The sequence below is a fragment of the Tabrizicola flagellatus genome (assembly GCF_008271465.1).
GTDB lineage: Bacteria > Pseudomonadota > Alphaproteobacteria > Rhodobacterales > Rhodobacteraceae > Tabrizicola > Tabrizicola flagellata.
On the sequence record NZ_VMDU01000011.1, the window covers coordinates 39909 to 64712 of the forward strand.

The window sequence follows — 24804 nt, forward strand, 5'->3', positions numbered from 1 at the left end:
ACCCCGATGCGGGAGGGTCTCGGCCATGGCCGAGACCCTCTTTCATTGCGATGACGTGCCGTGGCGCCGGTTCGTGGCGCTGTGCCGGGAGCGGGACGAGACGCCCGGCGCAGTGTTGCGCGATCTGATACGGCTGGAGGTTCAGTGCTGCGAGCGCCGCAAAGCGAGGAGTGCCGAAGGCATCGACGAGCGGCTCCTCGTGCGCCTTCGGCTTCTCGTCGCCGAGGCCCTCGCGGGATCGGAAAGCTGGGGGCAGTTGCAAAGGCTGCTTGCCGATCGCGGGTTGAAGTTCGTGCCATCGGGCGGCGGGCTCGTCCTGACCGACCTTGCAACCGGCGCAACCCTGGCCAAGTCCAGCCAGGTCGGCCCGCCTTACATGGCGCTTGTTCGCCGCTTTGGCGCAGGCTTCCCCGGCCATCCGCAAACGGGCATTGCTGCCCAGGCCCTCGCCAGAACCTGACCCCTTGCACCTGTCCGCTGCTCGCGCTTTCCTGCACGCCCCTTCAGGAGACCCGCGATGACCCCGATGCTTCCCCTCAATGACGGCCGGCAGATGCCGCAACTCGGCTTCGGCCTCTGGCAGGTCCCTGCCGCCATCACGGCCGAGACCACGGCCACGGCCCTGCGGCTGGGTTATCGGCTGGTCGATGGCGCGGCGATCTACGGCAACGAGGAAGGCCAGGGCGAGGGCATCAGGCGGTCGGGCCTGCCGCGCGACGAGGTTTTCGTCACGACGAAGGTCTGGAACAGCGAACAGGGCTTCGACAAGGCGATCCGCGCGGCCGAGGCCAGCCTGAAGCGGCTGGGGCTTACCCATGTCGATCTTCTGCTCATCCACTGGCCCTGTCCGGCGCAGGACCTCTATCTCGACACCTGGCGCGCGCTGATCCGGCTGCGCGACGAGGGCAAGGCGCTGTCCATCGGCGTTTCGAACTTCCAGGAGCCGCATCTGGAGAGGATCATCGGCGAGACCGGCGTCACCCCGGTGCTGAACCAGGTCGAGATCAACCCGCGCCTGCAGCAGCCCGCCCTGCGCGCCTTCCATGCCGCCCACCGCATCGTCACGCAAAGCTGGACGCCGCTTGGCCAGGGCCGCAGTTTCGACGCCGCCCCGGTGCAGGCCGTCGCGCGTCGCACCGGCAAGAGTCCGGCCCAGGTGATCCTGCGCTGGCACCTCCAGATCGGCGCCTCGGTCATTCCCCGATCCACCCGCGAGGCCGGTCTGCGCGAAAACCTGGACCTCTTCGACTTCGCGCTGACCGACGCCGAGATGGCTGCCATGGCCAGCCTGGACGAAGGTGCGCGTTGCGGGCCCGATCCGGCGCGGTTCGAAATGATGTGACGCCGGCCGGCAGCCGATCCTTGGGAAGGGTTTTGCCGCCTTGCCCGCCCGGGCAGGGCCGCCCTAACCTGCGGGCGCATGTCAACCGAAAGGCCTCGTCCATGCGCGCCCTGATCGTCGCCCTGCTTGTCACCACCGCCCTGCCCGCCTGTGCCGACACCATCGCGGCGACCAGCCGGATCACCGCCGTCACCGTCTATCCCGATGGCGCCCGACTGACGCGCGAGGTGATGTTCACCGCCCCCGCCGCCGGCCCCCATGAGCTTCTGGTCACCGACCTGCCGATGGACAGCGACCCCGGCCTGATCCGGCTGATGGGCTCCGGTGACCTGCAGGTCGGCGCCTTCGCGCTGCGCGCGGACCGCCTGCCCCCGCGCGAGACGCCGCTGACCGACGCCCAGCGCGCCGCGAAGGCCGACGTGGAGGCGGCCGAAGCCGAAGTGCTCGGTGCCCAGCTGGCGCTGGAGGCGATTGAGGCGAAGGTCGAGGCCGCAGAGGCGCAGGTGCGGTTCCTCGCGTCCTTTTCGGGCGCGCTGCCCGACGGGGCCACGCCCGAGACCATAAAGGCGATGGCAGGGATGATCGGCGCCGAGACGCTTGCCGCGCGGCAGGCTGCCCTAGCCGCGAAGGCAGAGCTTCCGCCCGCCGAGAAGGACCTGTCCGAGGCAGAAGAAGCGTTGGCCGCGGCACGGGCGGCCTATGACGCGCTCCCCTCGGCCGACATGGACTACGCCGCGCTGTCGGTCGCGGTGACGGCCGAGGCGCCGGGCGCCCAGGTCGTGACGATGACGCAATATGTCGGCAATGCCAGCTGGCAGCCGGTCTATGACCTGAACCTGACCCGGAAGGGTGGCGACCGGCTGACGCTGGAGCGGTCGGTCCTCGTGACGCAGGACACGGGCGAGGACTGGGACGGGGTGGCGCTGACCCTGTCCTCGTCGCGCCCCTCGGAACAGGCGGCGCCGTCGCGGCTCTGGCCCGAACTGCGCAGCATCGGGCCGGAGGTCGAACCCGAGGCTCTGGCGCGGAAGTCGCTGGGCGGGGCGGACATGGCGATGCTGGACGCGCCGGTGGCCGAGGCCGCGCCCGCCCCGGTCACCGCCGGCATGGCGCTGGAGGGCGACACGGTCGTTTACAATTATCCCGAGCCGGTGACCGTGGCGACGGGGGCCGAGAACCTGCGGCTCGCGCTGGACAGGCTGGACTTCGCGCCGGTGGTGAAGGCGGTGGCCGTGCCCCGGCTGGACCGGACCGCCTTCGTTATGGCCAGCTTCGCCAACGGCAGTGACGAGCCCTTGTTGCCCGGCCAGGCGATGCTGTTCCGTGAGGGCGTGCTGGTCGGGCAGACCTGGCTGGACGTGATCGCGCCGGGGGTCGAGACGGACGTGGGCTTCGGGGCGCTCGAGACGCTGCGGGTCAAGCGCGAGATGCCGAAGCGCGCCGGGGGCGAGACCGGGATCTTCGTCAGCGCCAACCGGCAGAGCGAAAGCGCGGTGATCACTGTCGAGAACACCGGGCCCGAGGCATGGCCGGTGCGGATCCTGGACCAGGTGCCCTACAGCGAACAGGATGACCTGGAGATCGCCTTCGCGGCCAGCCCGAAACCTTCGGAAACCGATGTTGACGGCCAGCGCGGCATCCTGGCCTGGGAGTTCGATCTGCCTGCCAAGGGCAAGCAGACGATCACCCTGGAACAGACCCTGACCTGGCCGGAAGGCATGGTCCTGCGCTGATCGCTCTGCCCCGCACGGGCGCCGCGGGCCGGGTCGGCAAGGCCCGGCCCTTGCCGCTGCGTCACCCGCGCGCCGCGTCCGCGCCGATCTGACTTCACGTCAGGCGCGATTCTGACGTGACGTCACAGTGACGTTAACGTCAACTGCTCTGGTAATCCTGTCTGCGGGTTCGCATCTGCGCCGGCAGTGATGCCTTTATGACGAGTGCGACCATGACGACCGAGATACCGAGTGACGTGATGACCATCCGCGAGATGTGCGAAGCCTACGACGTGACCCCGCGCACCTTGCGGTTCTACGAGGCCAAGGAACTGCTGACCCCGATCCGCGTGGGGACCAAGCGGCTGTTCACCCGGCGCGACCGGGCGCGGCTGGCGCTGATCCTGCGCGGCAAGCGCTTTGGCTTCAGCCTCGAGGACATCCGGCAGACGCTGGATCTTTACGACCGCGACGATGGCCTGACGGCCCAGCGGAAGAAGGCCTGCGAGCTGGCGGTCAAACGGCTGGCCGAGATGGAGGCCCAGCGCGCCGAGCTGGACGTGGCGATCGCCGAGCTGAAGGCCGAGCTGGCAGACGCCGAGGCCAAGGGTCTGGTGCCGAAGCACGCGGCCTGAACGGGCCGCGCATGTGCCGCGCCTTCGGGCGCGGTTTCGATAGGGAAGAGGATAGAAGATGCCCAGCTACACCGCCCCCGTGAAGGACATGCAGTTCCTGTTGCATGACATGCTCAAGATCAGCGAGGCCGACATTCCCGGTTACGCCGACCTTGACCGCAGCTTTACCCAGGCGGTGTTCGACGAGGCGGCGAAGGTGGCGCAAGACATCCTCGCCCCGCTGAACGTGGTCGGCGACGTCGAAGGCTGCAAGCTGGAAAACGGCGTCGTCCGCACTCCGAAAGGGTTCAAGGAGGCGTTCCGTACCCTGTCCGAAGGCGGCTGGATGTCGCTGGATGCCGCCCCGGAATACGGCGGGCAGGGCCTGCCCTACCTGATGCACACCGCGGTGAACGAGACCTTCGTCTCGGCCAACATGGCCTTCAACATGTATCAGGGCCTGACCCATGGCGCCTATTCCGCGATCCTGGTCCACGGGACCGAGGAGCAGAAGCGGAAATGGCTGCCGAAGCTGGTGACCTGCGACTGGACCGGCACGATGAACCTGACGGAACCCCATTGCGGCACCGACCTGGGGCTTCTGCGCACCAGGGCCGAGCCGCAGGCGGATGGCAGCTACAAGATCACCGGGCAGAAGATCTTCATCTCGGCCGGCGATCACGACATGGCGGAAAACATCGTCCATCTGGTGCTGGCCAAGGCCCCGGGCGGCGGCGAGGGGACGAAGGGGATTTCCCTCTTCATAGTGCCGAAGTTCCTCGTGAACGACGACGGTTCGCTGGGGGCGCGGAATGCGGTGTCCGTGGGCAAGGTCGAGGAGAAGATGGGCATCCACGGCAACGCGACCTGCGTGATGAATTACGACGGCGCGACCGGCTGGCTTCTGGGCGAGTTGCACAAGGGCATGCGCGCCATGTTCACGATGATGAACGAGGCCCGACTGGGCGTGGCACTGCAGGGCTATGCGGTAGCCGAGGCCGCCTACCAGAACGCGCTGGCCTATGCGAAGGACCGACTGCAAGGCCGTGACGTGACCGGGGCCAAGAACCCGAACGGTCCGGCCGATCCGCTGATCGTCCACCCCGATATCCGCCGCAACCTGATGGAGCAGAAGAGCTTCGTCGAAGGCGCCCGCGCGCTGACCTACTGGGGCGCCACGCTGATCGACCGGGCGCACAACGGCGATGCGGCGGCCGATGGGCTTGTGGGTCTGCTGACCCCGGTGCTCAAGGGCTTCCAGACCGACAAGGGTTTCGAGATGGCGGTGCAGGCCCAGCAGGTCTATGGCGGGCATGGCTATATCGAGGAATGGGGCATGTCGCAGTTCGTCCGCGATGCCCGGATCGCGATGATCTACGAAGGTGCCAACGGCGTGCAGGCGCTCGACCTGGTGGGCCGGAAGCTGGCCATGGACGGCGGCAAGCATGTGATGGCCTTCTTCGAGATGGTGAAGGCCGAATGCAAGGCCCATGACGGGGACGAGCGGATGACGGGTTTCGTCGAGCCGCTGAAGGCCGCGTCGAAGCAGTTGCAGCAGGCGGGGATGTTCTTCATGCAGAACGGCATGAAGAACCCCAATGCCGCGCTGGCCGGGTCCTACGACTTCATGCACATGATGGGTCATGTCTGCCTGGGCCTGATGTGGACGCGGATGGCGAAGGCGGCCTACGAGGCTCTGGACGCCGGCGCCACGGACCGCGACTTCTACGAGGCGAAGATCGCCACCGGGCGGTTCTACATGGCCCGGCAACTCCCCGCCTGCGCGATGCACCTGGCGCGCATCGAAAGCGGGGCCGATCCGGTCATGGCACTGGCGGCCGAGGCGTTCTGAGCGGGAAGGCTCGTCGATGACTTCGTCACTCCTCGCCGGGTCTAACGGTGACGAGAAGCCGAAGGCGCACGAGGAGGCTTCCGGTCCGGCACGCGGCGGGTCAGGGTGGCGAGGCCACAAGGGAGGACGGCCATGAAACTCTACTCATTCGGCGAAAGCGGCAACGCCTACAAATGCGCGCTGGCGCTGGAGATGGTCGATCTCGACTGGGAGCCGGTCTTCGTCGATTTCTTCAAGGGCGAGGCCCGGTCGCCCGCGTTCAAGGCGATCAACGAGATGGGCGAGGTGCCGGTCCTCGTGGACGGCGACACCACGCTGACCCAGTCGGGGGTGATCCTCGACTACATCTCCTCGAAGACCGGCAAGCTGGGTGGCCGGTCGGCCGCCGAACGGCGCGAGGTGTTGCGCTGGCTCTTCTGGGACAACCACAAGCTTTCGACCACCATCGGCACGACCCGGTTCCTGATGAACTTCCTGCCGGCGGAAAAGCGGCCCGAGGCGGTGATCCCCTTTCTGCAGGGCCGGCTCAAGGCGGCCTACGGGGTGCTGAACGACCATCTCGCCGGCCGCGACTGGATCGTAGGCGAGGCACCCACCATCGCCGACCTGTCGTGCTGCGGCTACCTCTACTATCCCGAGCCCTTCGGCTTTGCCCGCGCCGACTGGCCCCATATCGACGCCTGGCTGGACCGCATCGCCGCCCTGCCCGGCTGGCAACATCCCTACGACCTGATGCAGCGGGCCTTCCCCGCGTAAGGAGACCACCATGACCGACGCCTTCATCTACGACGCAGTCCGCAGCCCGCGCGGCAAGGGCCGGCCGGACGGGTCCCTGCACGAACTGACCTCGGTCGCGCTGTCGGCCAAGGTGCTGAACGCAGTGAAGGAACGGAACGGGCTGGAGGGCCATTCGGTCGAGGACGTGATCTGGGGCAATGTCACCCAGGTCGGCGAACAGGGAGGGTGCCTCGCGCGGTCGGCGGTGCTGGCCTCGGACCTGGACGAGCGCATCCCGGGCCTGGCGATCAACCGCTTCTGCGCCAGCGGGATGGAGGCGGTGAACCTGGCGGCAAACCAGGTGAAGGGAGGCGCGGGCCACGCCTATATCGCCGGCGGGGTCGAGATGATGGGCCGCGTCCCCATGGGCTCGGACGGGGCGGCGATCGCTGTCGATCCGGGCCTTGCGATGAAGACCTATTTCGTCCCGCAGGGCATCAGTGCCGACATCATCGCCACCGAATACGGCTTTACCCGCGACCAGGCCGATGCGCTTGCGGTGGAGTCCCAGCGCCGGGCGGCCCGTGCCTGGGAAGAGGGCCGATTTGCGAAGTCCGTCCTGACCATCAAGGACCAGAACGGCCTGACCATCCTCGACCGCGACGAATACATGCGCCCCGGCACCGACATGCAGGCGCTTGGCGCGCTGAAGCCCGCCTTCAAGGACATGGGCGAGGTGATGCCGGGCTTCGACAAGGTGGCGATGATGAAGTATCCGCATCTGGAGCGGATCAACCACATCCACCATGCCGGGAACTCGTCCGGCATCGTGGACGGGGCGGCGGCGGTGCTGGTCGGCGACGCCGAGTTCGGCCGCGCGCATGGCCTGAAACCCCGCGCCCGGATCCGTGCAACCGCCAAGGTCGGCACCGACCCCACGATCATGCTGACCGGGCCGGTGCCTGCGACGCAGAAGATCCTGAAGGACTCGGGCCTGTCGATCCGCGACATCGACCTGTTCGAGGTCAACGAGGCCTTCGCCAGCGTCGTCCTGCGCTTCCAGCAGGCTTTCGACGTGGATCCTGCGCTGGTCAACGTCAACGGCGGGGCCATTGCCATGGGCCACCCGCTGGGCGCGACCGGCGCCATCATCATCGGCACGCTGCTGGACGAGCTGGAGCGGCAGGACAAGGAACTGGGCCTTGCCACGCTGTGCATCGCCTCGGGCATGGGCGCGGCCACGATCATCGAGCGGGTCTGACAGGGATGCAGGACCCCACGGTCGCAGAACGCTTGCGCGCGGTGCAACACCGCGTTGATGTCGTTTCCGGCGCATCCGATGTCGCAATCCTACGTCGCGGTCGGGGTGATTCTCCCAAGATGGTCGCTTCTTCAAATCGGTTTGAGAGGCGATCCCGCCATGCATTCGCAGATCGAAGCGCATTTCCGTTCCCGGGGCGACCTGCTTGTCGCGGGTTGTATCGACGAGCTTCTGGCCACCTATGTCTTTCCCCTGCCCATCTTCCTGCCGAGCGAGCGCCTGCTTCTGTCCGGCCCGCAGGAGGCTCGGGTGCTTTTCGCGCTCATGCGGGAGGCGCTGATCAAGGACCGGATCGTCGCGCTGCGGCCGGAGGTGAGGGCGGTCGAACTGCCGCGCGCCGGACGCTTCCGGGTCTGGGTCACCTGGCACGAGGTGCCGATGCAGGGCGGGGTGCCGCGGTCGTCCTCGGCGATCTACTTCTGCCGCGTGACCTCCCTTGGCCCGCGCGTCGAGATGGTGAACTATACCCAGGTGTCGATGCCCGAACTGGCACAGCAGTACGAGGCACTGGCCTTGTCCGCCTGACGCGGGGGCAACTCCGGCCGGGCGGTTTGCACCCGGAAGGAGACCCCGCATGCCCGTGATCGACCCCGCGAAAGTTCCGGTGAAGACCGGCTCGATCTACCCCGAACCCTATGCCAGCATGATGAAGGGCCGGTCGTCGCTGCGGCTGGGCGATGCGGGCGGGCTGACCCAGTTCGGCGTGAACCTGGTGACGCTGGAACCGGGGGCGCTGTCCAGCCTGCGGCACTGGCATCTGAACGAGGACGAGTTCGTGATGGTGACCGAGGGCGAATGCACCCTGGTCCAGGACTCGGGCGAGACGGTGATGCGCCCCGGCGATTGCGCAGCCTTCCCGGCGGGCAGCACGGATGGGCACCATTTCATCAACCGCACCGACCGGGTGGCGCGCTTCCTTGTCGTCGGCACCAAGGCCCCGCGCGAGGTGGCGACTTATTCCGACGTGGACCTTCGCGTCGAGATCGAGGGCGGCAAGGCCCGTTTCACCTACAGGGACGGCAGCGACTGGACGGGGCCGCGATGACGGCGCTGACGATCTATCAGGACGCCCTGAACCTCGTGTCGGCTGCCGTGCTGGCGGGAGACTTCGACGCCTATGCCGACCGGATCGACCTGCCCTACCTGATCCACACGTCGAACGCCCGCCTGCTGGTCGAGAGCCGCGAGGCGCTGCGACCTACCTTCGACGCGCTGCATGACGTGCTGAAATCCGAAGGGGTGACCCATTACGAAAGGGTCGCGCGCGAAGCCGACTTCGTCGGACAGGACCGCATCGAGGGCTGGCACCACACGCATCTGATCGCGAGCGGCCAGTCGATCAAGTACCCCCATGTCTCGCGGCATGCCATCGTGCGGCGGGGCCGGGACTGGCTGTTCTCGGAAGCGCATTACCAGATCAAAGCCGACCGCTGGCCGGTGACGCGGGAGATGCTGCTGGACCAGTTCGGCCTTGCCGAGGCCAGGGGAGACATCGAGTGATCTTCATGCATTACGTCCGCCGGAACGGCCTGCGCGCCCGGTTGCACAAGGACGGAACGCCCTGTCCGGGCTGGCCGCGCGAGGTCGTCCGATGATCTTCCAGAAAGTTGCCCTGCCCGCCTCGCTTGCGTCTGGAACATGGCAGACTTCGCACTATGTTGATACAACTACAGCTTGCAACGCGGTAAGCTTCCGCCCGTTAAGCGTTCATTCCAGTGAAATTTTCGGTGATTTCGGTGGGTTGCAGGTTCAGTCGGCCGGAGCGCACTGGGTCCAGGGGATTATGACAGCAACGGAAACGCTGCAGCGATTTCTCGACGACGTGGCCCTTGCCCTGACCCGGGGCAATTTCGAGTCCTATCGCGCATTCGTCGAGTTGCCGCTCTCGATCGTGACCTCGGCGGCAAGACTTATTGTGCGGACCGAGGACGAGCTTGCCGAGGGCTTCGACGAGCTTTCCGACATGCTGTGCTGTCGCGGCGCCACGGAAGTCCGGCTGAACGTGCTTCACGCCAGGTTCGACGGACCCGATCGGCTGATCGGCGTCTATGAATCGCATTACCTGTGCGATGGCCGGCCTCTCGTCCCGACCTTCTACAGCCGGATCTGGCTGGAGCGCCGCGCTGGCGCCTGGAGGGCCACAAGGGTTCACAACACGACCAGCGAGACCCGCTGGCCGATCCTGCTGACCAGGATCGAGACCGATCACCGATTGCCGATGGAGTTCATGCAATGACCGACTTCACCATGACCACCGACGCCGAGGGCGTCGCCACCATCACCTGGGACGTGACGTCCAAGTCCATGAACGTGATGTCCGCTGAGGCCTTCGCGATTCTGTCCGACCTTGTCGATCAGGCGCTGGCCGACGCGGGGGTGAAGGGGATCATCATCACCTCGGGCAAGAAGGATTTCGCCGGGGGGATGGATCTGAACGTCATCGCGCGGATGCGGGCGGGCGGGGCGCAGGCGATCTTCGATGGCGTCATGCAGATGCACCAGGTCCTGCGCAAGATCGAGCGCGCGGGGATGGACCCGAAGACGCTGAAAGGCGGCAAGCCGATCGTCGCGGCCCTGCCGGGCACGGCGCTGGGGATCGGGCTGGAACTACCGCTCGCCTGCCACCGGATCATCGCCGCCGACAACCCGAAGGCCAAGATCGGCCTTCCCGAGATCATGGTCGGCATCTTCCCCGGCGCCGGCGGCACCACGCGCCTGTCGCGCAAGCTGGGCGCGATGATGGCCGCGCCCTTCCTCCTGGAGGGCAAGCTCTCCGACCCGAAATCGGCCAAGGCCGCCGGGCTGATCGACGAGGTCGTTGCGCCGGAAGACCTTCTGAAGCGCGCGAAGGAATGGGTGCTGTCGGCCACCGATGCCGATCTGGTGAAACCCTGGGATGCCAAGGGCTACAAGATGCCGGGCGGTGCGCCCTATCACCCGGCCGGGTTCCCGACCTTCGTCGGCGCCAGCGCGATGGTGCACAGCAAGACCATGGGCGTCTATCCGGCGGCCAAGGCGCTGCTGGCGGCGGTTTATGAAGGCGCGCTGGTGCCCTTCGACACCGCGCTGAAGATTGAGGCGCGGCATTTCACCTCCGTCCTGATGAACCCCTCGTCCAGCGCGATGATCCGCAGCCTGTTCATCAACAAGGAGGCGCTGGAGAAGGGCGCGAACCGGCCCAGGGTCGAGGATCAGGCGGTGCGGAAGCTCGGCGTGATCGGCGCGGGCATGATGGGCGCGGGCATCGCCTATGTGGCGGCGAATGCCGGGATCGAGGTCGTGCTGATCGACGCGACGCAAGAGGCCGCCGACCGCGGGAAGGCGCATTCCGAGGCGCTTCTCGACAAGGGCATGAAGCGCGGCAAGGTGACGGCGGAGAAGAAGGCCGAGGTTCTGGGCCGCATCACCGCCACCACCGATTACGCGGCGCTCGCCGGCGCCGATCTGGTGGTGGAGGCGGTCTTCGAGGATCCCAAGGTCAAGCACGAGGTGACGGCGAAGGTCGAGGCGGCGGTGGGGCCGGACTGCATCTATGCCACCAACACCTCGACCCTGCCGATCACGGGACTTGCCGCCGCCAGCCAGCGGCCGGACCAGTTCATCGGCATCCATTTCTTCAGCCCGGTGGACAAGATGAACCTGGTCGAGATCATCCGGGGCAGGAAGACCGGGGACCGCGCCGTCGCGAAGGCGCTGGATTTCGTGCGCCAGATCCGCAAGACGCCGATCGTCGTCAACGACGCCCGCTTCTTCTACGCCAACCGCTGCATCATTCCCTACATCAACGAAGGCATCCGCATGGTCGCCGAAGGGGTGGAGCCGGCGCTGATCGAGAACGCGGCCAAGCTCGTGGGCATGCCGCTGGGCCCGCTGCAACTGGTGGACGAGACCTCGATCGACCTTGGCGTGAAGATCGCCAAGGCCACCAAGGAAGCCATGGGCAAGGACTACCCCGACGAGGCGGTGGACCATGTGCTGTTCTGGATGGCCGATCAGGGGCGTCTGGGCCGCAAGGCGAAGGCCGGCTTCTATGCCTATGACGACAAGGGCGAGCGTCTGGGCCTGTGGGAGGGACTTGCGCACAAGTATCCCCTGGACAAGATGCAGCCCTCGCTCGCCGATGTGCAGCACCGGATGCTCTTTGCCCAGGTGCTGGAGGCGGTGCGCGCGCTGGAAGAGGGTGTCCTGACCGACATCCGCGAGGGCGACGTGGGCGCGATCCTGGGCTGGGGCTTCGCGCCCTGGTCGGGCGGGCCGTTCAGCTGGCTCGACATGATCGGCGCCGCGCGGGCGGTGGAGATCTGCCGCGGCCTGACGGCCCAGTTCGGCCCGCGCTTCCATGCGCCGGCGCTGTTGCGCGAGATGGCAGAGAAGGGCGAAACCTTCTACGGCCGGTTCGGGGGCGAGAAGGCCGCCGCCTGACGCGACCGCGCCAAAATTCTTCGGCGAAGAATTTTGGCGCCCGTTCGGCTGTCGTCAGGCCGGGGCGGCAGCGGGGTCGCGGGCCAGCCGCAGGGCCTCGGCCAGGACGGCATGGTCGCCGACCTGGTTCATCAGGATCAGGATCAGCCGCGCGTTCAGAGCGTGGCTTTCCGCCTCGCTCAAGCCCTCATGGGCGGCGATGAGGGCGGCATAGCTGTCGTCGGGCCGGGTCAGGTTGGAGGTTTTGATCAGCATGGGGTTCCCTACTTGCCGATGGCGCGGGCCAGCGCGGCGCTGACGGCGGCCTCGTCATAGCCCTCCCAGCGCGCGGCGACGTGCTGGTCGGGGCGGATCAGATAGACGGCCGACCGCGCCGCGCCCAGGTAGCGTGCGGTCAGTTCGGGCGTGGCCGCGAGCGCGAGGCGCGGCACGGTCAGGCCATGGGCGGTCAGCCGCTCCGGCGCCTCGGCGTCGATCGTCATCAGCGTGAAGCCGCGCCCGAGTTGGGCCAGAAGCCAGCCGCCCGCGGCCGGCGCATCCGGGCAGGGGCTGCCGGGGCGGGTGCGGGCCGGCATCAGGGCGTGATCCGGCCCGTTCAGCGCCGAGCCGTCATGGGTGCAGGGCACCGACAACCGGCCCGAGTTCACCAGGGTCCGGGCGAAGGGCAGGTGTTCGGCCAGTTGCAGGACGGCGTTGCGGAACAGCTTCGACACCGGCGACTTCGGCGTGATGAAATCGGTCGCCCTTGTGGAGTTCAGGATGTTCTCGTCCGCCGCCTGCACCCGTTCGGCGTCATAGCTGTCCAGCAGGGCTTCCGGCGCGGTCCCCTCGACCACCAGCGCCAGTTTCCAGGCCAGGTTGTCCACGTCCTGGATGCCGGAATTCGCCCCACGCGCCCCGAAGGGCGAGACCTGATGCGCCGAGTCGCCGGCGAACAGCACCCGGCCGTGCCGGAACCGCTCCATCCGCCGGCACTGGAAGGTGTAGATCGAACACCAGTCGAGCTCGTACTCCACCCCCGGCCCCAGCATGGCATCGACGCGGGCGCGGATGCGGGCCGGTTCCAGTTCCCGTGCGCGGTCGATGTTCCAGCCCAGCTGGAAGTCGATGCGCCAGATGTCGTCGGGCTGCTTGTGCAGCAGGGCCGAGTCGCCGGACTTGAAATGCGGCTCGAACCAGAACCAGCGTTCGGTCGGGAAGTCGGCCTTCATCTTCACGTCGGCGATCAGGAAATTGTCCTCGAACACCCGGCCGTCGAAGGCGAGGCCCAGCATCCCGCGCAAGGGGCTTCGGGCGCCGTCGCAGGCGATCAGCCAGTCGGCCTGAAGCCGGTAGGGGCCGTCCGGGGTCATCACCTCCAGCGTCACATGGTCGGCCCCGGGCGTCACGGCATCGACGCGGTTGCGCCCGCGTAGCTCGATCGGCGCGCCTTCGGCCTGGGCGGTAAGGATCGCGTCGTGCAGGAACTTCTCGAACCAGGGCTGTTGCAGGTTGATGAAGGCGGGGAAGGCATGGCCGCCTTCGGGCAGCAGGTTGAATTCGTAAAGCAGCCGGTCGTCGTGGAACACCTTGCCCAGGTTCCACTGCACGCCCTTGGCCAGCATCGGCCCCGCGGCACCCAGACGGTCGCAGATTTCCAGCGTGCGCTTGGCAAAGCAGAGCGCCCGGCTGCCCAGCCCCGCGCCCTCGTGATCGTCGAGGAGCAGCACCGGCACCCCGCGCCGTCCGAGGTCCAGCGCCATGGCCAGGCCGATGGGACCGCCGCCCACCACGATCACCTTGTGGCGGACGGGCGCCGCGGCGTCCTGGTCCGGCGAGCGGGCATAGGGATAGAGGCGGAAGGCGACCTTGTAGCGGTCCTGGACAAGTTCGGTCATCGGCTTCCCCCCGTTTGCCCGTTCAGCCCTGCAAGGCCGCCCACATCTCCAGATCGCGCTGGGCGGTCCAGATCCGGGGGTGATGGATGCCGCGCGCCTCGTCATAGGCGCGGGCGACGTTGAAGGGCAGGCAGTGCTCGTAGATCGCGTAGTCCTTGAACTTCGGGTCGCATTCGGCGCGACAGGCATCCCAGGCCTCTTTCAGCGTCCCGTTGCGCGCGGCGACGCGGGCGACCGGCTTGTAGGTCGACTCCACGAAGTCCTTCGTCCGGTCCAGCGCCCCGTTCACCGCCGCGCGCCCCACCACCGCATCGCCCCGGCCCGGAGCGATGGCGTCGAGGTCATAGGCCCGGATCGCCTCGAGCGTCGGGCCCCAGTCGGCGAAATGGCCATCGCCGCAGTAGCAGGCGGAATGGGCCTCGACGATGTCGCCCGTGAACATCACGTTCTGGTCCGGCACATGGATCACAGCATCCCCCGCCGTGTGCGCCCGGCCAAGCTGGAGGATGTCCACCCGCCGCCGGCCGAGCCAGACGGTCATCTTTCCGTTGAAGGTCGTCGTGGGCCAGGTCAGGCCGGGGATCGATTCATGCCCCTGGAACAGGCGCGGGAACCGCTGGAATTCGCTGTCCCAGTCCTCTTGCCCCCGCTCGGCCACCATGTTGCGGGCGGCTTCGGACATGATGATCTGCGGCGCCCTGAAGGCCGAGGCGCCGAGGACGCGCACCGCGTGGTAATGGGTCAGGACCACATGGCTGATCGGCTTGTCGGTGACGGTCCGGATGCAGTCGATCACCTTCTGCGCAAGGCGCGGGGTCGCCTGCGCCTCGACCACCATCACGGAGTCGTCGCCGATGATGACGCCGGAATTCGGGTCGCCCTCGGCGGTGAAGGCGTAAAGGCCTTCGCCGATCTCGGTGAAGCTGATCTTCTTCTCGGTCAGGTCGCCCTGCGATGCGAAGGCCTTGGCCATGGGTCAGCTCCTTGCGTAGGGGTCGGCCAGCGCGGGCAGCACCTTGCCGGTGCAGTCGCCGAAGCCGATGGTGTAGCCGTCGCCCCGGGCCTGGCCGCGCAGGGTGAGGGTGTCGTTGTCCTCGATGAAGCTGCGGCTGCCGCCGGCGATGGCGACCGGTTCCTTGCCGCCCCAGCTCAGCTCCAGCAAGCTTCCGCGGCTGTCTGGGGTCGGACCTGAGATCGTGCCGGACCCGAGGAGATCGCCCGCGTTCATCGGGCAGCCCGAGGTCGTGTGATGCGCCAGCTGCTGGGCGGCGGAATAGTACATCTCGCGGTAGTTGGTGCGGGAGATGACGGTTTCCGGCCCGCCCTCGGGGGCCAGCGCGACCTCGAGCGCGATGTCGTAGAGCATCGGCCCAGGCTCGACCAGGTAGGGCAGAAGCGGCACCTCGCGCGGCGGGGCGGGGACGCGGAAGGGCTCCAGCGCAGCCGTCATGACGATCCAGGGGCTGATCGTGGTCGCCGTCGCCTTCGCCTGGAAGGGGCCGAGCGGCTGGTATTCCCAGGCCTGGATGTCGCGCGCCGACCAGTCGTTGAGAAGGACATAGCCGAAGATCATCGCGTCCGCCTCGGCCACCGTGACCGGCCCGGACGAGGGCAGGCCCACGACCGCGCCCAGTTCCAGTTCGAAGTCGAACCGGCGCGAGGGCTGGAAGGCGGGCATGGCGTGATCGGGTCCCTTCACCTGCCCCCAGGGCCGGCGGACCGGCGTGCCCGACACCACCACCGAGGAGGCCCGCCCGTTGTAGCCGATCGGGATGTGCAGCCAGTTCGGCGGCAGGGCGTTCTCGGGCCCGCGGAACATGCTGCCCACGTTGAAGGCGTGATGGCGACCCGCGTAGAAATCGGTGTATTCGCTGACGAGGAAGGGCATGTGCAGCGTCACGTCCGCCAGCGGATGCAGGAAGGGCTGCACGGCCTCGCGCTCTGCCGCACCTTCCGACAGGACCGCGGTCAGCCTGGCGCGGAGGGCGGCCCAGACCTCGGGCCCGGCCTCCATCAGGTCGTTCCAGAACGGCACGTCGAGCCAGGGGCCGCCGGGCAGGTGCAGAAGCCCCGCCTCCTCCAGCCCCGCGACATCCAGCACCCGGTCGCCGATGGCGACACCGCAGCGCGGATCCTCGCCTTTGCGCGAAAAGACGCCGCAGGGCAGGTTGTTCAGCGGAAAGGGGCAATCCGGCGCATTGGCGCTGGCAAGCCAGGAACGGATCAGGGGCATCAGTCGCGGTCCTCTTCCTCGTCGGGCCGGGTCAGGCCGCGCTCGATGGTTCCGGCCAGGCGGAACCCCCAGAGGATCAGCCCGGCGATGACCGCACCCATGACCAGGGTGAAGGCCAGTGTCATTTCACCCCCGGCGTGCCGTCGAACTTCTTCTCGAGGCTGCCCCAGCAGTCGATGTAATCCTCCTGCAGATGGCCGGCGGTCGCGGCCCAGGGGGTCAGGTGCTGCGGGAAACGGGTCTCGAACATGAAGGACATGGTGTCGTCCAGCTTCTCGGGCTTGAGGTCCGCGTTCGAGGCGCCCTCGAAGGCCTGCTTGTCCGGCCCGTGCGGCAGCATGCAGTTGTGCAGGGACATGCCGCCGGGGACGAAGCCCTTGGGCTTGGCGTCGTAGATGCCGTAGATGTTGCCCATCAGCTCCGACATGACGTTCTTGTGATACCACGGCGGGCGGAAGGTGTTTTCGGCCACCATCCAGCGTTCGCGGAACAGGACGAAGTCGATGTTCGCGGTCCCCTCGATGCCCGACGGCGCGGTGAGCACGGTGAAGATCGACGGGTCGGGATGGTCGAATAGGATCGCGCCGACCGGGCAATAGGTGCGCAGGTCGTATTTGCAGGGCGCATAGTTGCCGTGCCAGGCCACCACGTCCAGGGGCGAGTGCCCGATCTCGGTCACATGGAACTGGCCGCACCATTTCACGGTGACGGTCGAGGGTGCCTCGCGGTCCTCGAAGGCGGCGACGGGGGTCTTGAAGTCGCGCCGATTGGCCATGCAGTTCGCCCCGATCGGCCCGCGGCCGGGAAGCTGGAACTTCTGGCCGTAATTCTCGCAAACGAAGCCGCGGGCCGGGCCTTCCAGCACCTCTACCCGATAGACGAGCCCCCGCGGCAGGATGGCGATCTCGCGCGGCTCGAGGTCGATGATGCCAAGCTCGGTGCAGAAGCGCAGCCGGCCCTCCTGCGGGACGACGAGCAGCTCTCCATCGGCCGAGAAGAAGTATTCGTCCCGCATCGAGGTGTTGACCAGATACATGTGGCTGGCCATGCCAACTTGCGTGTTCACGTCCCCCGCCGTGGTCATGGTGCGCATGCCGGTGATCCAGGTCAGGGGTTCCGCCGGGACGGGGACGGGATCCCAGCGATACTGGCCGAGGCTGATGATGTCGGGGTCGATGCAGGGGGCCGAGCGCCAGAGCGGCACCTGGATCTTGCGGAAGCGGTGCGTGTGCTTGACCGAGGGGCGGATGCGGTAGCACCAGGTGCGTTCGTTCTGGTGGCTGGGCGCGGTGAAGGCGGTGCCGGACAGCTGCTCGCCGTAAAGCCCGTAATTGCACTTCTGCGGGCTGTTCATGCCCTGCGGCAGGGCGCCCGGCAGGGCCTCGGTCTCGAAATCGTTGCCGAAACCCGGCATGTAGCCTTCGTGCGGGCCGGCGATGGACGCGGCGCGGATCATGCCCTTGGGAAGGGAATGGCTGGTCATCGGCACCTCCTGTTGTCGGGGCAGAGGGTCGGGGATCGGATCCGCCCTTGCCCGGGCGGCGCTTTTAGTCTTGTATAGTTGCTAATGCAACCAAGTCAACATGAAGTTGCATCTGCAACGAACTGGAGAGGCGATGCCCGAGACGGTGCTTCATGATTACTGGCGGTCCTCGGCCGCCTATCGGGTGCGGATCGGCCTCAACCTTCTGGGCCTGCCGTTCCGCTCGGTCCCGGTCGATCTGACGGCGGGCGAGCAGACGGGGCCGGAGAACCTGGCGCTGAACCCGCAGGGCCTGGTGCCCACGCTGGAGATCGACGGGATCCGCCTGACGCAGTCGCTGGCGATCCTGGAATATCTGGACGAGACGCGGGGCGCGGGCTGGCTGCCCGGGGATGCGGCGGGGCGGGCCGAGGTGCGGGCGATGGCCTATGCCGTGGCGATGGACACTCATCCGGTCTGCAACCTGCGCGTGGCGCAGCATGCCGTCAGCCTCGGGGCAACGATGGAGGGCTGGATGCAGCATTTCATTCCCCTCGGCCTTGCGGGGCTGGAGGGGCTGTTGCAGCGGGCGCCCTTCGGGCGGTTCTGCCGGGGCGATGCGGTGACGCTGGCCGACATCTGCCTGCTGCCGCAGGTCTACAACGCCCGCCGCTGGGGGGTGGACCTGGCCCCCTTCCCGCGCGTGGCCGCCGTTGCCGCGGCGCTGGAGCCCCTGCCCGCCTTCCAGGCCGCGCATCCCGACCGGGCGAGGCCCCCGGCATGACCGACCCGACAGGCGATTTCGATTTGCAGGATTTCCTGCCCTACCTCCTGAACCAGGCGGCCGAGGCGACCTCGCGCGGGTTTCAGGCGGCCTACCGTGACCGCTACGGCTTTACCCGCACGCAATGGCGGGTGCTGGCCAATCTGGGCAAGTTCGGCGCGATGACCGCGCGCGACATCTGCGCGATCAGCCATATCGAGAAGACCAAGGTCAGCCGCGCCGTGGCCGCGCTGGAACAGGCCGGGATGCTGGCCCGCGCGCCGAGCCCGACCGATGGCCGGGCCGAGCTTCTGTCGCTGACCGACAGGGGCCGGGCGGTCTTTGCCGATCTGGGCGGGCTTGCGCTCGCCTTCGACCGCCAGTTGCGCGCGATGCTGGGCGAGGGCGACGCGGGGCAGCTGGTCGCGCTGTTGCGCCGGCTGGCCGAGGCCGCCCCGCCCGGCGAGGCGGCCGGGGACTGAAGCCCTACAGCGCCGAGAACCCGGCCTCGAGCGCCGAGAGGATCTTCGACACATCGGCCTCGGAGACCACCAGGGGCGGGGACAGGATGATGTTGTTGCCCGAGACGCGGATCATGACCCCGGCCTCGTAGGTGGCGCGATGCACCCTGGCGATGACCTTCTTGTCGATGGGCGCCTTGGTGGCGCGGTCCGAGACCAGTTCCAGCGCGCACATCAGCCCGTGCCCGCCGCGCACATCGCCGATCACCGCATGCCGCGCCATCAGCGCCTGAAGCCCGGCGAACAGCTGCGCGCCCCGGGCGGCGGCGTTCCGGTGGACCTGCAACCGCTCGGTCTCCTTCAGGCAGGCGATGGCGGCGGCGGCGCCGACCGGGTGGCCGGAATAGGTATAGCCCGACCCGATCGCCCCCTTGCCGCTGGTGTCTTTCTCGAACACCTCGGCCACGGCTTCCGAGATCATCACCGCGCCGAAGGGGAAGTAGCCGTTGGTGATCGCCTTGGCGGAAACCAGGAGGTCCGGCTGCACCCCCCAGTGGCGCGAGCCCGTCCAGCCGCCGGTGCGGCCGAAGGCGGTGATGACCTCGTCGGCGATCAGCAGGATCCCGTATTTCGAACAAAGCGCCCGCACCCCCGGCATGAAGCTTTCGTGCGGCGGGATCACCCCGCCCGCGCCAAGCACCGGCTCCATGATGAAGGCGGCGATGGTGGAGGCGTCCTGGAACCTGATCTCGTCCTCGATGGCCGCCAGGCACAGCTGTGCCAGCCGCGCCGGGTCGGTCTCGTTGAACGGGTTGCGGTAGGTGTAGGGGGCGGGCGTGTGGAAGCAGCCCGGCATCAGCGGCTCGTACTGGGTGCGGAAATTGGCGTTGCCGTTGACCGAGGCGCCCAGGGTATGCGTGCCGTGATAGCCCTTCTTGAGGCTGAGGAACTTGACCCGCCCGCCCTCGCCCCGGATCTTGTGATACTGCCGGGCCAGCCGCAACGCGACTTCCACCCCGTCCGACCCACCGCTGGTGTAGAAGGCGCGGGACAGCCCGTCCGGAGCAAAGAAGGTGGCCAGCATCTCGGCCAGTTCGATGACGTTGTCGTTCGTGGTGCCACGGAAGATCGAATAGTAGGGCAGCCGGTTCAGCTGCGCCGCGATCGCGTCCTTCACCGGCTGGCAGGAATAGCCGAGGTTGACGTTCCACAGCCCCCCCACCGCGTCGATGGTGCGGTGGCCGTCCACGTCGATGATCTCGACCCCTTCCGCCTCGCAGATGATGTCGGGCGGGTTGGCCAGGCTGTCGGCCGGATGCGCCATCGGGTGCCAGATGTGCCGGGCGTTGTGTTCCTTGAGGAAGTTGGAATCCTTCATCGGGCGGTCTCCTGTTCCAGAAGCGCAAGCGCGCGGGCATAGCTTTCGCCGGGCTTGGTGACATCGAAATGGACGAAGGGCATGCCGACGGACTCGGCGCCCTTCAGGTTCCTCGCCTGGTCGTCCACGAAGACGCAGGCCGCGGGCGGCAGGCCCAGACCCTCGGTGACCATGAGGAATGCGCGGCGGTCGGGCTTCAGGATGCCGGTATGGGTGGCGTCCACGATCAGGTCGAACTCGGCAAGGAAGGGCAGTTTCGCTCGGAAATCGGCGCCGTAGAACAGGTCGAGCTCGTTCGAGAGGATCGCCAGCCGGTGCCCCGCGGCCCTGGCCTCTGCGATGGCCGCCAGCGCCTCGGGCCGGATCACCGCCGCCGGGTCCGCACCCCGGACGCGGCCGACGAACTGCGGAAATTCGGACCACGCCTCGCCCACCAGCGCGCCCGTCTCGCGCATGCGCAGCGCCCAGTAGTCGCGTTCCGTCATCTCGCCCGCCTGCATCGCCCGCCAGGGCGCGTCCGAGGCCGGATCGAAGGGCCCCCGCCAGGTCAGCGTGCCGGGCGGCAGGCCCAGCGCGGCCTCGGAGAGTGCATGGGTCTCGAACAGGGTCTTCGAGATCACCCCGCCGAAGTCGAGGACCAGGGCGCGGCTCACAGCTTCACCCAGGCGGTCTTGAGGTTCACGAACTTGTCGAAGGCATGCAGCGACTTGTCGTGCCCGTTGCCGGACTGGCCGACCCCGCCCAGCGGCACGGTCAAGTCGGACCCGCCGTAGGTGTTGACATGCACCAGCCCCGCGCGGATCGCCCGGACCATGCGATGCGCGCGCGACAGGTTCGCGGTCCAGACGGCGGCGGCGAGGCCGTAGTCGGTGCCATTGGCCAGCGCCACCGCCTCGGCCTCGGTATCGAAGGGGGTGACGGTGACGACCGGGCCGAAGACCTCGTTCCGGAACACCCGGTCTTCGGGCGCGGCATCGGCGACGATGGCGGGCGACATGTAGAAGCCGCCCGTGCCTTCCAGAATCCGCGCGCCGCCGATCACCTGCCGACCGGCCGCCCGCGCCTCCTCGACGAAGGCGAGGTTCTGGCGCAGCTGGCGGTCCGAGTTCACCGCTCCGGCCTGGGTGGCGAGGTCCAATGGGTCGCCCACCTTCATCGCGGCGGCATGGGCGGCGAGCTTTTCGACAAAGGCCGCGTGGATGCTGCGTTCGACCAGAAGGCGCGAGCCGGCGATGCAGACCTGGCCCGAGTTGCGGAAGATGCCGTGGGCCGCGACCTTCGCCGCCTCTTCGAGGTCCGGGGCATCGGCAAAGACCACGTTCGGCGACTTGCCGCCCAGTTCCAGATAGACCCGCTTCAGGTTCGATCGCGCCGCGGCCTCCATCAGCCGCCGCCCCGTGGCGCCCGAGCCGGTGAAGACCAGAACGTCCACCTGCATCGAGTCCGCAATGGCGGCACCGACCACCGCGCCTTCGCCAGTGACGACGTTGAAGACGCCGGGGGGCAGGCCGGCCTCCAGCCCCAGTTCGGCGATGCGCAAAAGCGTCAGGCAGGCGGTTTCGGCCGGTTTCAGCACCATGGTGCAGCCCGCCGCCAGCGCCGGGGCGAACTTCCAGGCACCGATCATCAGCGGGAAGTTCCAGGGCACGATGGCCCCCACCACGCCCACCGGTTCGCGGTGGACGAGGCCCAGGAAGGCGGGATCGGTCGGCGCGATTTCGCCCGTCAGCTTGTCGATGGCTTCCGCGTAATAGCGCAAGGTGGCTACGGCCGAAGCGGGTTCGGCCTTCAGCGCCATGCCGATCTCGGTCCCGTTTTCGCGCACGCCGAGGACGGCCAGTTCCAGTGCTCGGGCCTCGATCAGATCGGCCCATCTCAGGAGCACCTTCTTGCGCGCGGCGGGGGCCATGCCCGACCAGCGGCCATCGTCGAAGGCCCGGCGCGCGGCGGCGATGGCGGCTTCGGCATCCTCCCGCGCGCCCCGGGCGCAGGTGGTCAGCTGCCGGCCGTCGATGGGCGAGACGACGGGCATCGTGCCCCCGTCCGAGGCCGCGACCCGGCGGCCGTCCACGACATGCAGGGCGGGCTCCACGGGCAGGACGCGCAGGCGGTCGATCTCGGCTTGGGTCATCTCGGTTCGCTATTTACACCAGCGGTTCATATGATGCGCCGTTTGCCGCTGCCGGTCAATCCGGCAATCTCGCTGCGCCCCAGGGATGCAGGGAACTGACAGCCGATCAGGCGGAGCCAAAGCGGCTTGCGGCGGCGCGGAACTCGGCCGACGGGTGGCCGCCGATGCCGACGGTCAGCTTGCCGGATTCGGCGAAGAGCGCGGCGATGATCTGGCGGCGCAGGTCGTTCGTCATCCGGTGCGCCGGCACGGCGACGGCGACCGCCCCGGCCGGAGTGCCGTCGGTATCGAAGACCGGCATGGCGATGCCATAGACATCATCCTCGTTGGTCTGGTCGGCCTCGGCATAGCCGGTCAGGCGCACCTCTTGCAGCCGGGCGCGGATCACGTCCGGATCGGTCGGCGTGCGCGAGGTCCGCGCCGTCAGCGGCTCGGCCAGCACGCGGTCCACGACCTCGGGGCGCGAAAAGGCCAGCACCGCAAGGCCGGAGGCCGTGCTGTGGAACGGCAGGATCTCGCCCGCCACCAGCGAGACGCGGCTGCCCCGGCTGGCCTCGCTGACCCCGATGGTGGCCAGCGCCCGGCCCGAGACCAGCGAGGCATGCGCCGTCTCGCCGATCTGCGCCGACAGAGCGTCGAGCGACTGCTGGAACACGGCAGACACCGGAAAGGCGGTCTCGCGCACCCGCGCCAGGCGCAGCACCCCCGCCCCCAGCCGGTAAAGCCGCGCATCGCCGCGCTTTTCCAGCAGGCCGTGGTCGCACATCACCGAAAGCATCCGGTGCACCGTCGCCTTGTCCACGCCCGAACGGCGCGCAAGTTCGGACAGGCCGATCTCGGGTTCGGAGTCCGAAAAGTAATCCAGCAGGGACAGGGCCTTTGCTACCGTGCTTGACATGATCCCCCCGAAGGCGCCCCGGCCGAGCGGCCAGACGGCAAAAGCGTTGACGCAGCTGTGGACAGCAGGCTATATTTGAACCATCGTTGATAATAATGAACCGATGGGAGGTCGTCAATGCCGAAGTTCACTTCTGCCCTCTGTGCCCTGCTTGCCGCTGGCGTCGCAGGTCCGGCCCTTGCCGAATATCCTGACCGGCCCGTCAGCTTTGTCGTGCCCTTCCCGCCCGGCGACCTTGAGGACGTGCTGACCCGCATGATCGCCGAGGACTTCCAGGCGAAATACGGGGTCGCGGCGGCGGTGGTGAACAAGCCGTCCGAAGGCGGCCCCTTCCCCGGCGCGGCCGAAGTCGCCGCCGCCCCGGCCGACGGCTATACCATCGGCTCCTTCGTGGTGGACATCCCCGTGGTCGGTCCCGAGGTCGGCGTGCCCGGCCTTAACCCCGACCCGTTCGAGCCGCTGGGCATCTTCCTGACCTATCCCTTCGTGATCGCCACCTCGGCCGACAAGCCCTATTCGACCATGGCGGAACTGGCCGAACACTCGAAGACCGAGCCGCAGCTCCTGGGCCATTTCGGCGCCTTCCTGTTGCCGACGCAGGCCACCTTCGCCGCAGCCAAGGAACTGGGCTTCGAATGGGGCGGCGAGGCCTCGGCCGGGGCGCTGGACTGCAATTCGCTGGCCTCGGGCGACTTCGACGTGATCAACACCACGATCCAGCAGATGCTGCCCTGCCTCGACAGCGTGAAGATCCTGGCCACGGTGACCGACGGGCCGATCTCGGTCGTGCCGAATGCGCCGACGCTGGCCTCGGTCGCGCCGGACCTGAACATCTCGCTGTGGAACGGGCTGTTCGTCCACAAGGACACGCCGGCCGACGTGCGCGAGAAGATCATCGCCTCGGCGAAGGAGACCATGGCCTCGGCCCGCGCGCAGGAGCTAGCGGCGCAGACGGGCGCCATCGTCTACTGGATGGATGCCGAGGAGGCAAAGGCGCGCATCGCCTCGGACATCGAGGTGTCGGGTCGCATCGCCGCCATGCTGGGCGAATAGGCCCGGGGAAAGGCCGGCCGGATGCGCGAGGGGCCCGAGGATCAGCCGCATGTCTTTCCCCACGGCCGCCGGCCGGGAGAGATGCTGTTCGTCACGATCACGATGACGGTGGCCGTGGCGCTTCTGGCGGCGCTGCCCTGGCAGACGACCTGGCTGCCGGGCAAGGGGCTGGCGGCGCAGCCGCGCTTCTGGCCGGCGGTGTCGCTGGGGGGCGTGGTGCTGTTCGGCCTCTTGAACGCGCTCACGCGGCTGCGCGTGCCCCGCACGCCGGGCCGTTGGCGGGAAGCCGCGGTCTGGCTGCGGTCGCTGGAGTTCATCGGCTGGTACATGCTCTACGTCCTGGCGATCCCGGTGATCGGCTATCTGGCCGCGACGCTGGCCTTCTGCACCGGGATTGCCCTGCGCACCGGCTATCGCGGGCGGGCGGTCTGGATCGCGGCCGCTTTCGGCCTGGTCGTCGTCCTGGTCTTCAAGACCGGGATGAACGTGAAGATCCCCTCGGGCGCGATCTACGACCATGCGCCCGAGGGCCTGCGCTACCTGCTGATGCGCTATTTCTGAGGGGCCG

Annotated in this window: 26 protein-coding genes; 16 read left to right on the forward strand and 10 right to left on the reverse strand. The window is 68.0% G+C overall.

The features are described from left to right. The first annotated feature begins 25 nt into the window (after nucleotides 1-25). The 12 genes from FL625_RS13635 to FL625_RS13690 all read left to right on the forward strand — a co-directional run bounded on the left by FL625_RS13635 (nucleotide 26) and on the right by FL625_RS13690 (nucleotide 11980). Nucleotides 26-460 carry a hypothetical protein gene (locus FL625_RS13635; protein WP_149589235.1) on the forward strand — a complete coding sequence of 145 codons (435 nt, stop codon included), beginning with the start codon at nucleotides 26-28 and terminating at the stop codon, nucleotides 458-460. A gap of 57 nt (nucleotides 461-517) precedes the next feature. Further along, nucleotides 518-1342, forward strand: a complete 825-nt coding sequence (locus FL625_RS13640; RefSeq protein ID WP_149589236.1) for an aldo/keto reductase — start codon at nucleotides 518-520, stop codon at nucleotides 1340-1342. 101 nt (nucleotides 1343-1443) lie between these two features. Next, a complete protein-coding gene (locus FL625_RS13645; protein ID WP_149589237.1) occupies nucleotides 1444-3075 on the forward strand; it encodes a DUF4139 domain-containing protein in 1632 nt (543 codons plus the stop codon). 224 nt (nucleotides 3076-3299) lie between these two features. Then, nucleotides 3300-3689, forward strand: coding sequence for a MerR family transcriptional regulator (locus tag FL625_RS13650; RefSeq protein ID WP_149589286.1), 390 nt, complete (start codon nucleotides 3300-3302; stop codon nucleotides 3687-3689). A 58-nt stretch (nucleotides 3690-3747) separates the two neighbouring features. Next, a complete protein-coding gene (locus FL625_RS13655; RefSeq protein ID WP_149589238.1) occupies nucleotides 3748-5520 on the forward strand; it encodes an acyl-CoA dehydrogenase C-terminal domain-containing protein in 1773 nt (590 codons plus the stop codon). 132 nt (nucleotides 5521-5652) lie between these two features. Beyond that, nucleotides 5653-6276, forward strand: coding sequence for a glutathione S-transferase family protein (locus FL625_RS13660; RefSeq protein WP_149589239.1), 624 nt, complete (start codon nucleotides 5653-5655; stop codon nucleotides 6274-6276). A gap of 10 nt (nucleotides 6277-6286) precedes the next feature. Beyond that, complete coding sequence (locus FL625_RS13665) at nucleotides 6287-7498, forward strand: acetyl-CoA C-acetyltransferase (protein ID WP_149589240.1); 1212 nt, start codon at nucleotides 6287-6289, stop codon at nucleotides 7496-7498. A 159-nt stretch (nucleotides 7499-7657) separates the two neighbouring features. Further along, nucleotides 7658-8083, forward strand: coding sequence for a hypothetical protein (locus FL625_RS13670; RefSeq protein ID WP_149589241.1), 426 nt, complete (start codon nucleotides 7658-7660; stop codon nucleotides 8081-8083). A 49-nt stretch (nucleotides 8084-8132) separates the two neighbouring features. Beyond that, nucleotides 8133-8603 carry a cupin domain-containing protein gene (locus tag FL625_RS13675; protein ID WP_149589242.1) on the forward strand — a complete coding sequence of 157 codons (471 nt, stop codon included), beginning with the start codon at nucleotides 8133-8135 and terminating at the stop codon, nucleotides 8601-8603. Next, entirely contained in the window at nucleotides 8600-9058 is a 459-nt protein-coding gene (locus tag FL625_RS13680; protein ID WP_149589243.1) for a hypothetical protein, read from the forward strand. Before FL625_RS13675 ends, FL625_RS13680 begins: the two co-directional genes overlap by 4 nt. 283 nt (nucleotides 9059-9341) lie before the next feature. Further along, complete coding sequence (locus tag FL625_RS13685; RefSeq protein ID WP_149589244.1) at nucleotides 9342-9794, forward strand: hypothetical protein; 453 nt, start codon at nucleotides 9342-9344, stop codon at nucleotides 9792-9794. After that, on the forward strand, nucleotides 9791-11980 hold the full coding sequence (locus FL625_RS13690) for a 3-hydroxyacyl-CoA dehydrogenase NAD-binding domain-containing protein (RefSeq protein ID WP_149589245.1): 2190 nt from the start codon (nucleotides 9791-9793) through the stop codon (nucleotides 11978-11980). Before FL625_RS13685 ends, FL625_RS13690 begins: the two co-directional genes overlap by 4 nt. A 54-nt stretch (nucleotides 11981-12034) precedes the next feature. Here the strand turns inward: FL625_RS13690 and FL625_RS13695 are convergent, their stop codons facing one another. From FL625_RS13695 to hmgA, 6 genes are read right to left on the reverse strand one after another with little or no spacing between them, the layout of a single operon-like run. Then, nucleotides 12035-12235, reverse strand: a complete 201-nt coding sequence (locus FL625_RS13695) for a DUF2783 domain-containing protein (RefSeq protein WP_149589246.1) — start codon at nucleotides 12233-12235, stop codon at nucleotides 12035-12037. 8 nt (nucleotides 12236-12243) lie between these two features. Continuing rightward, nucleotides 12244-13857 carry an FAD-dependent oxidoreductase gene (locus FL625_RS13700; RefSeq protein ID WP_149589247.1) on the reverse strand — a complete coding sequence of 538 codons (1614 nt, stop codon included), beginning with the start codon at nucleotides 13855-13857 and terminating at the stop codon, nucleotides 12244-12246. Between the two features lie 22 nt (nucleotides 13858-13879). Next, nucleotides 13880-14830, reverse strand: coding sequence for an MBL fold metallo-hydrolase (locus FL625_RS13705; RefSeq protein WP_149589248.1), 951 nt, complete (start codon nucleotides 14828-14830; stop codon nucleotides 13880-13882). A 3-nt stretch (nucleotides 14831-14833) separates the two neighbouring features. Further along, the gene (gene fahA / locus FL625_RS13710) at nucleotides 14834-16090 is read right to left on the reverse strand and encodes a fumarylacetoacetase (RefSeq protein ID WP_149589249.1); all 1257 of its coding nucleotides are present in this window, start codon (nucleotides 16088-16090) and stop codon (nucleotides 14834-14836) included. Continuing rightward, on the reverse strand, nucleotides 16090-16215 hold the full coding sequence (locus FL625_RS18510) for a hypothetical protein (protein WP_268815781.1): 126 nt from the start codon (nucleotides 16213-16215) through the stop codon (nucleotides 16090-16092). The genes fahA and FL625_RS18510 overlap by 1 nt, the downstream gene beginning before the upstream one ends. Next, nucleotides 16212-17573 carry a homogentisate 1,2-dioxygenase gene (gene hmgA / locus FL625_RS13715; RefSeq protein ID WP_149589250.1) on the reverse strand — a complete coding sequence of 454 codons (1362 nt, stop codon included), beginning with the start codon at nucleotides 17571-17573 and terminating at the stop codon, nucleotides 16212-16214. Before hmgA ends, FL625_RS18510 begins: the two co-directional genes overlap by 4 nt. A 133-nt stretch (nucleotides 17574-17706) precedes the next feature. Here hmgA and maiA point away from each other — a divergent pair, with 133 nt between their 5' ends. Further along, the gene (gene maiA, locus FL625_RS13720) at nucleotides 17707-18336 is read left to right on the forward strand and encodes a maleylacetoacetate isomerase (protein WP_149589287.1); all 630 of its coding nucleotides are present in this window, start codon (nucleotides 17707-17709) and stop codon (nucleotides 18334-18336) included. Then, on the forward strand, nucleotides 18333-18797 hold the full coding sequence (locus FL625_RS13725; protein WP_149589251.1) for a MarR family winged helix-turn-helix transcriptional regulator: 465 nt from the start codon (nucleotides 18333-18335) through the stop codon (nucleotides 18795-18797). The genes maiA and FL625_RS13725 overlap by 4 nt, the downstream gene beginning before the upstream one ends. 4 nt (nucleotides 18798-18801) lie before the next feature. Here the strand turns inward: FL625_RS13725 and FL625_RS13730 are convergent, their stop codons facing one another. The 4 genes from FL625_RS13730 to FL625_RS13740 form a co-directional block, all read right to left on the reverse strand. After that, nucleotides 18802-20154, reverse strand: a complete 1353-nt coding sequence (locus FL625_RS13730; protein WP_149589252.1) for an aminotransferase class III-fold pyridoxal phosphate-dependent enzyme — start codon at nucleotides 20152-20154, stop codon at nucleotides 18802-18804. Further along, entirely contained in the window at nucleotides 20151-20807 is a 657-nt protein-coding gene (locus tag FL625_RS18265; RefSeq protein WP_200833948.1) for an HAD-IA family hydrolase, read from the reverse strand. Before FL625_RS18265 ends, FL625_RS13730 begins: the two co-directional genes overlap by 4 nt. Further along, complete coding sequence (locus FL625_RS18270) at nucleotides 20804-22285, reverse strand: aldehyde dehydrogenase family protein (protein WP_200833949.1); 1482 nt, start codon at nucleotides 22283-22285, stop codon at nucleotides 20804-20806. Before FL625_RS18270 ends, FL625_RS18265 begins: the two co-directional genes overlap by 4 nt. Nucleotides 22286-22391: 106 nt before the next feature. Beyond that, nucleotides 22392-23183, reverse strand: coding sequence for an IclR family transcriptional regulator (locus FL625_RS13740; RefSeq protein WP_149589253.1), 792 nt, complete (start codon nucleotides 23181-23183; stop codon nucleotides 22392-22394). Nucleotides 23184-23300: 117 nt separating this feature from the next. On the opposite strand from FL625_RS13740, the gene FL625_RS13745 reads away from it, so the two are divergent. Both FL625_RS13745 and FL625_RS13750 read left to right on the forward strand, forming a co-directional pair. Then, complete coding sequence (locus FL625_RS13745; protein WP_149589254.1) at nucleotides 23301-24236, forward strand: tripartite tricarboxylate transporter substrate-binding protein; 936 nt, start codon at nucleotides 23301-23303, stop codon at nucleotides 24234-24236. A 21-nt stretch (nucleotides 24237-24257) separates the two neighbouring features. Next, nucleotides 24258-24797 carry a tripartite tricarboxylate transporter TctB family protein gene (locus FL625_RS13750; protein ID WP_149589255.1) on the forward strand — a complete coding sequence of 180 codons (540 nt, stop codon included), beginning with the start codon at nucleotides 24258-24260 and terminating at the stop codon, nucleotides 24795-24797. Nucleotides 24798-24804 lie beyond the last annotated feature (7 nt).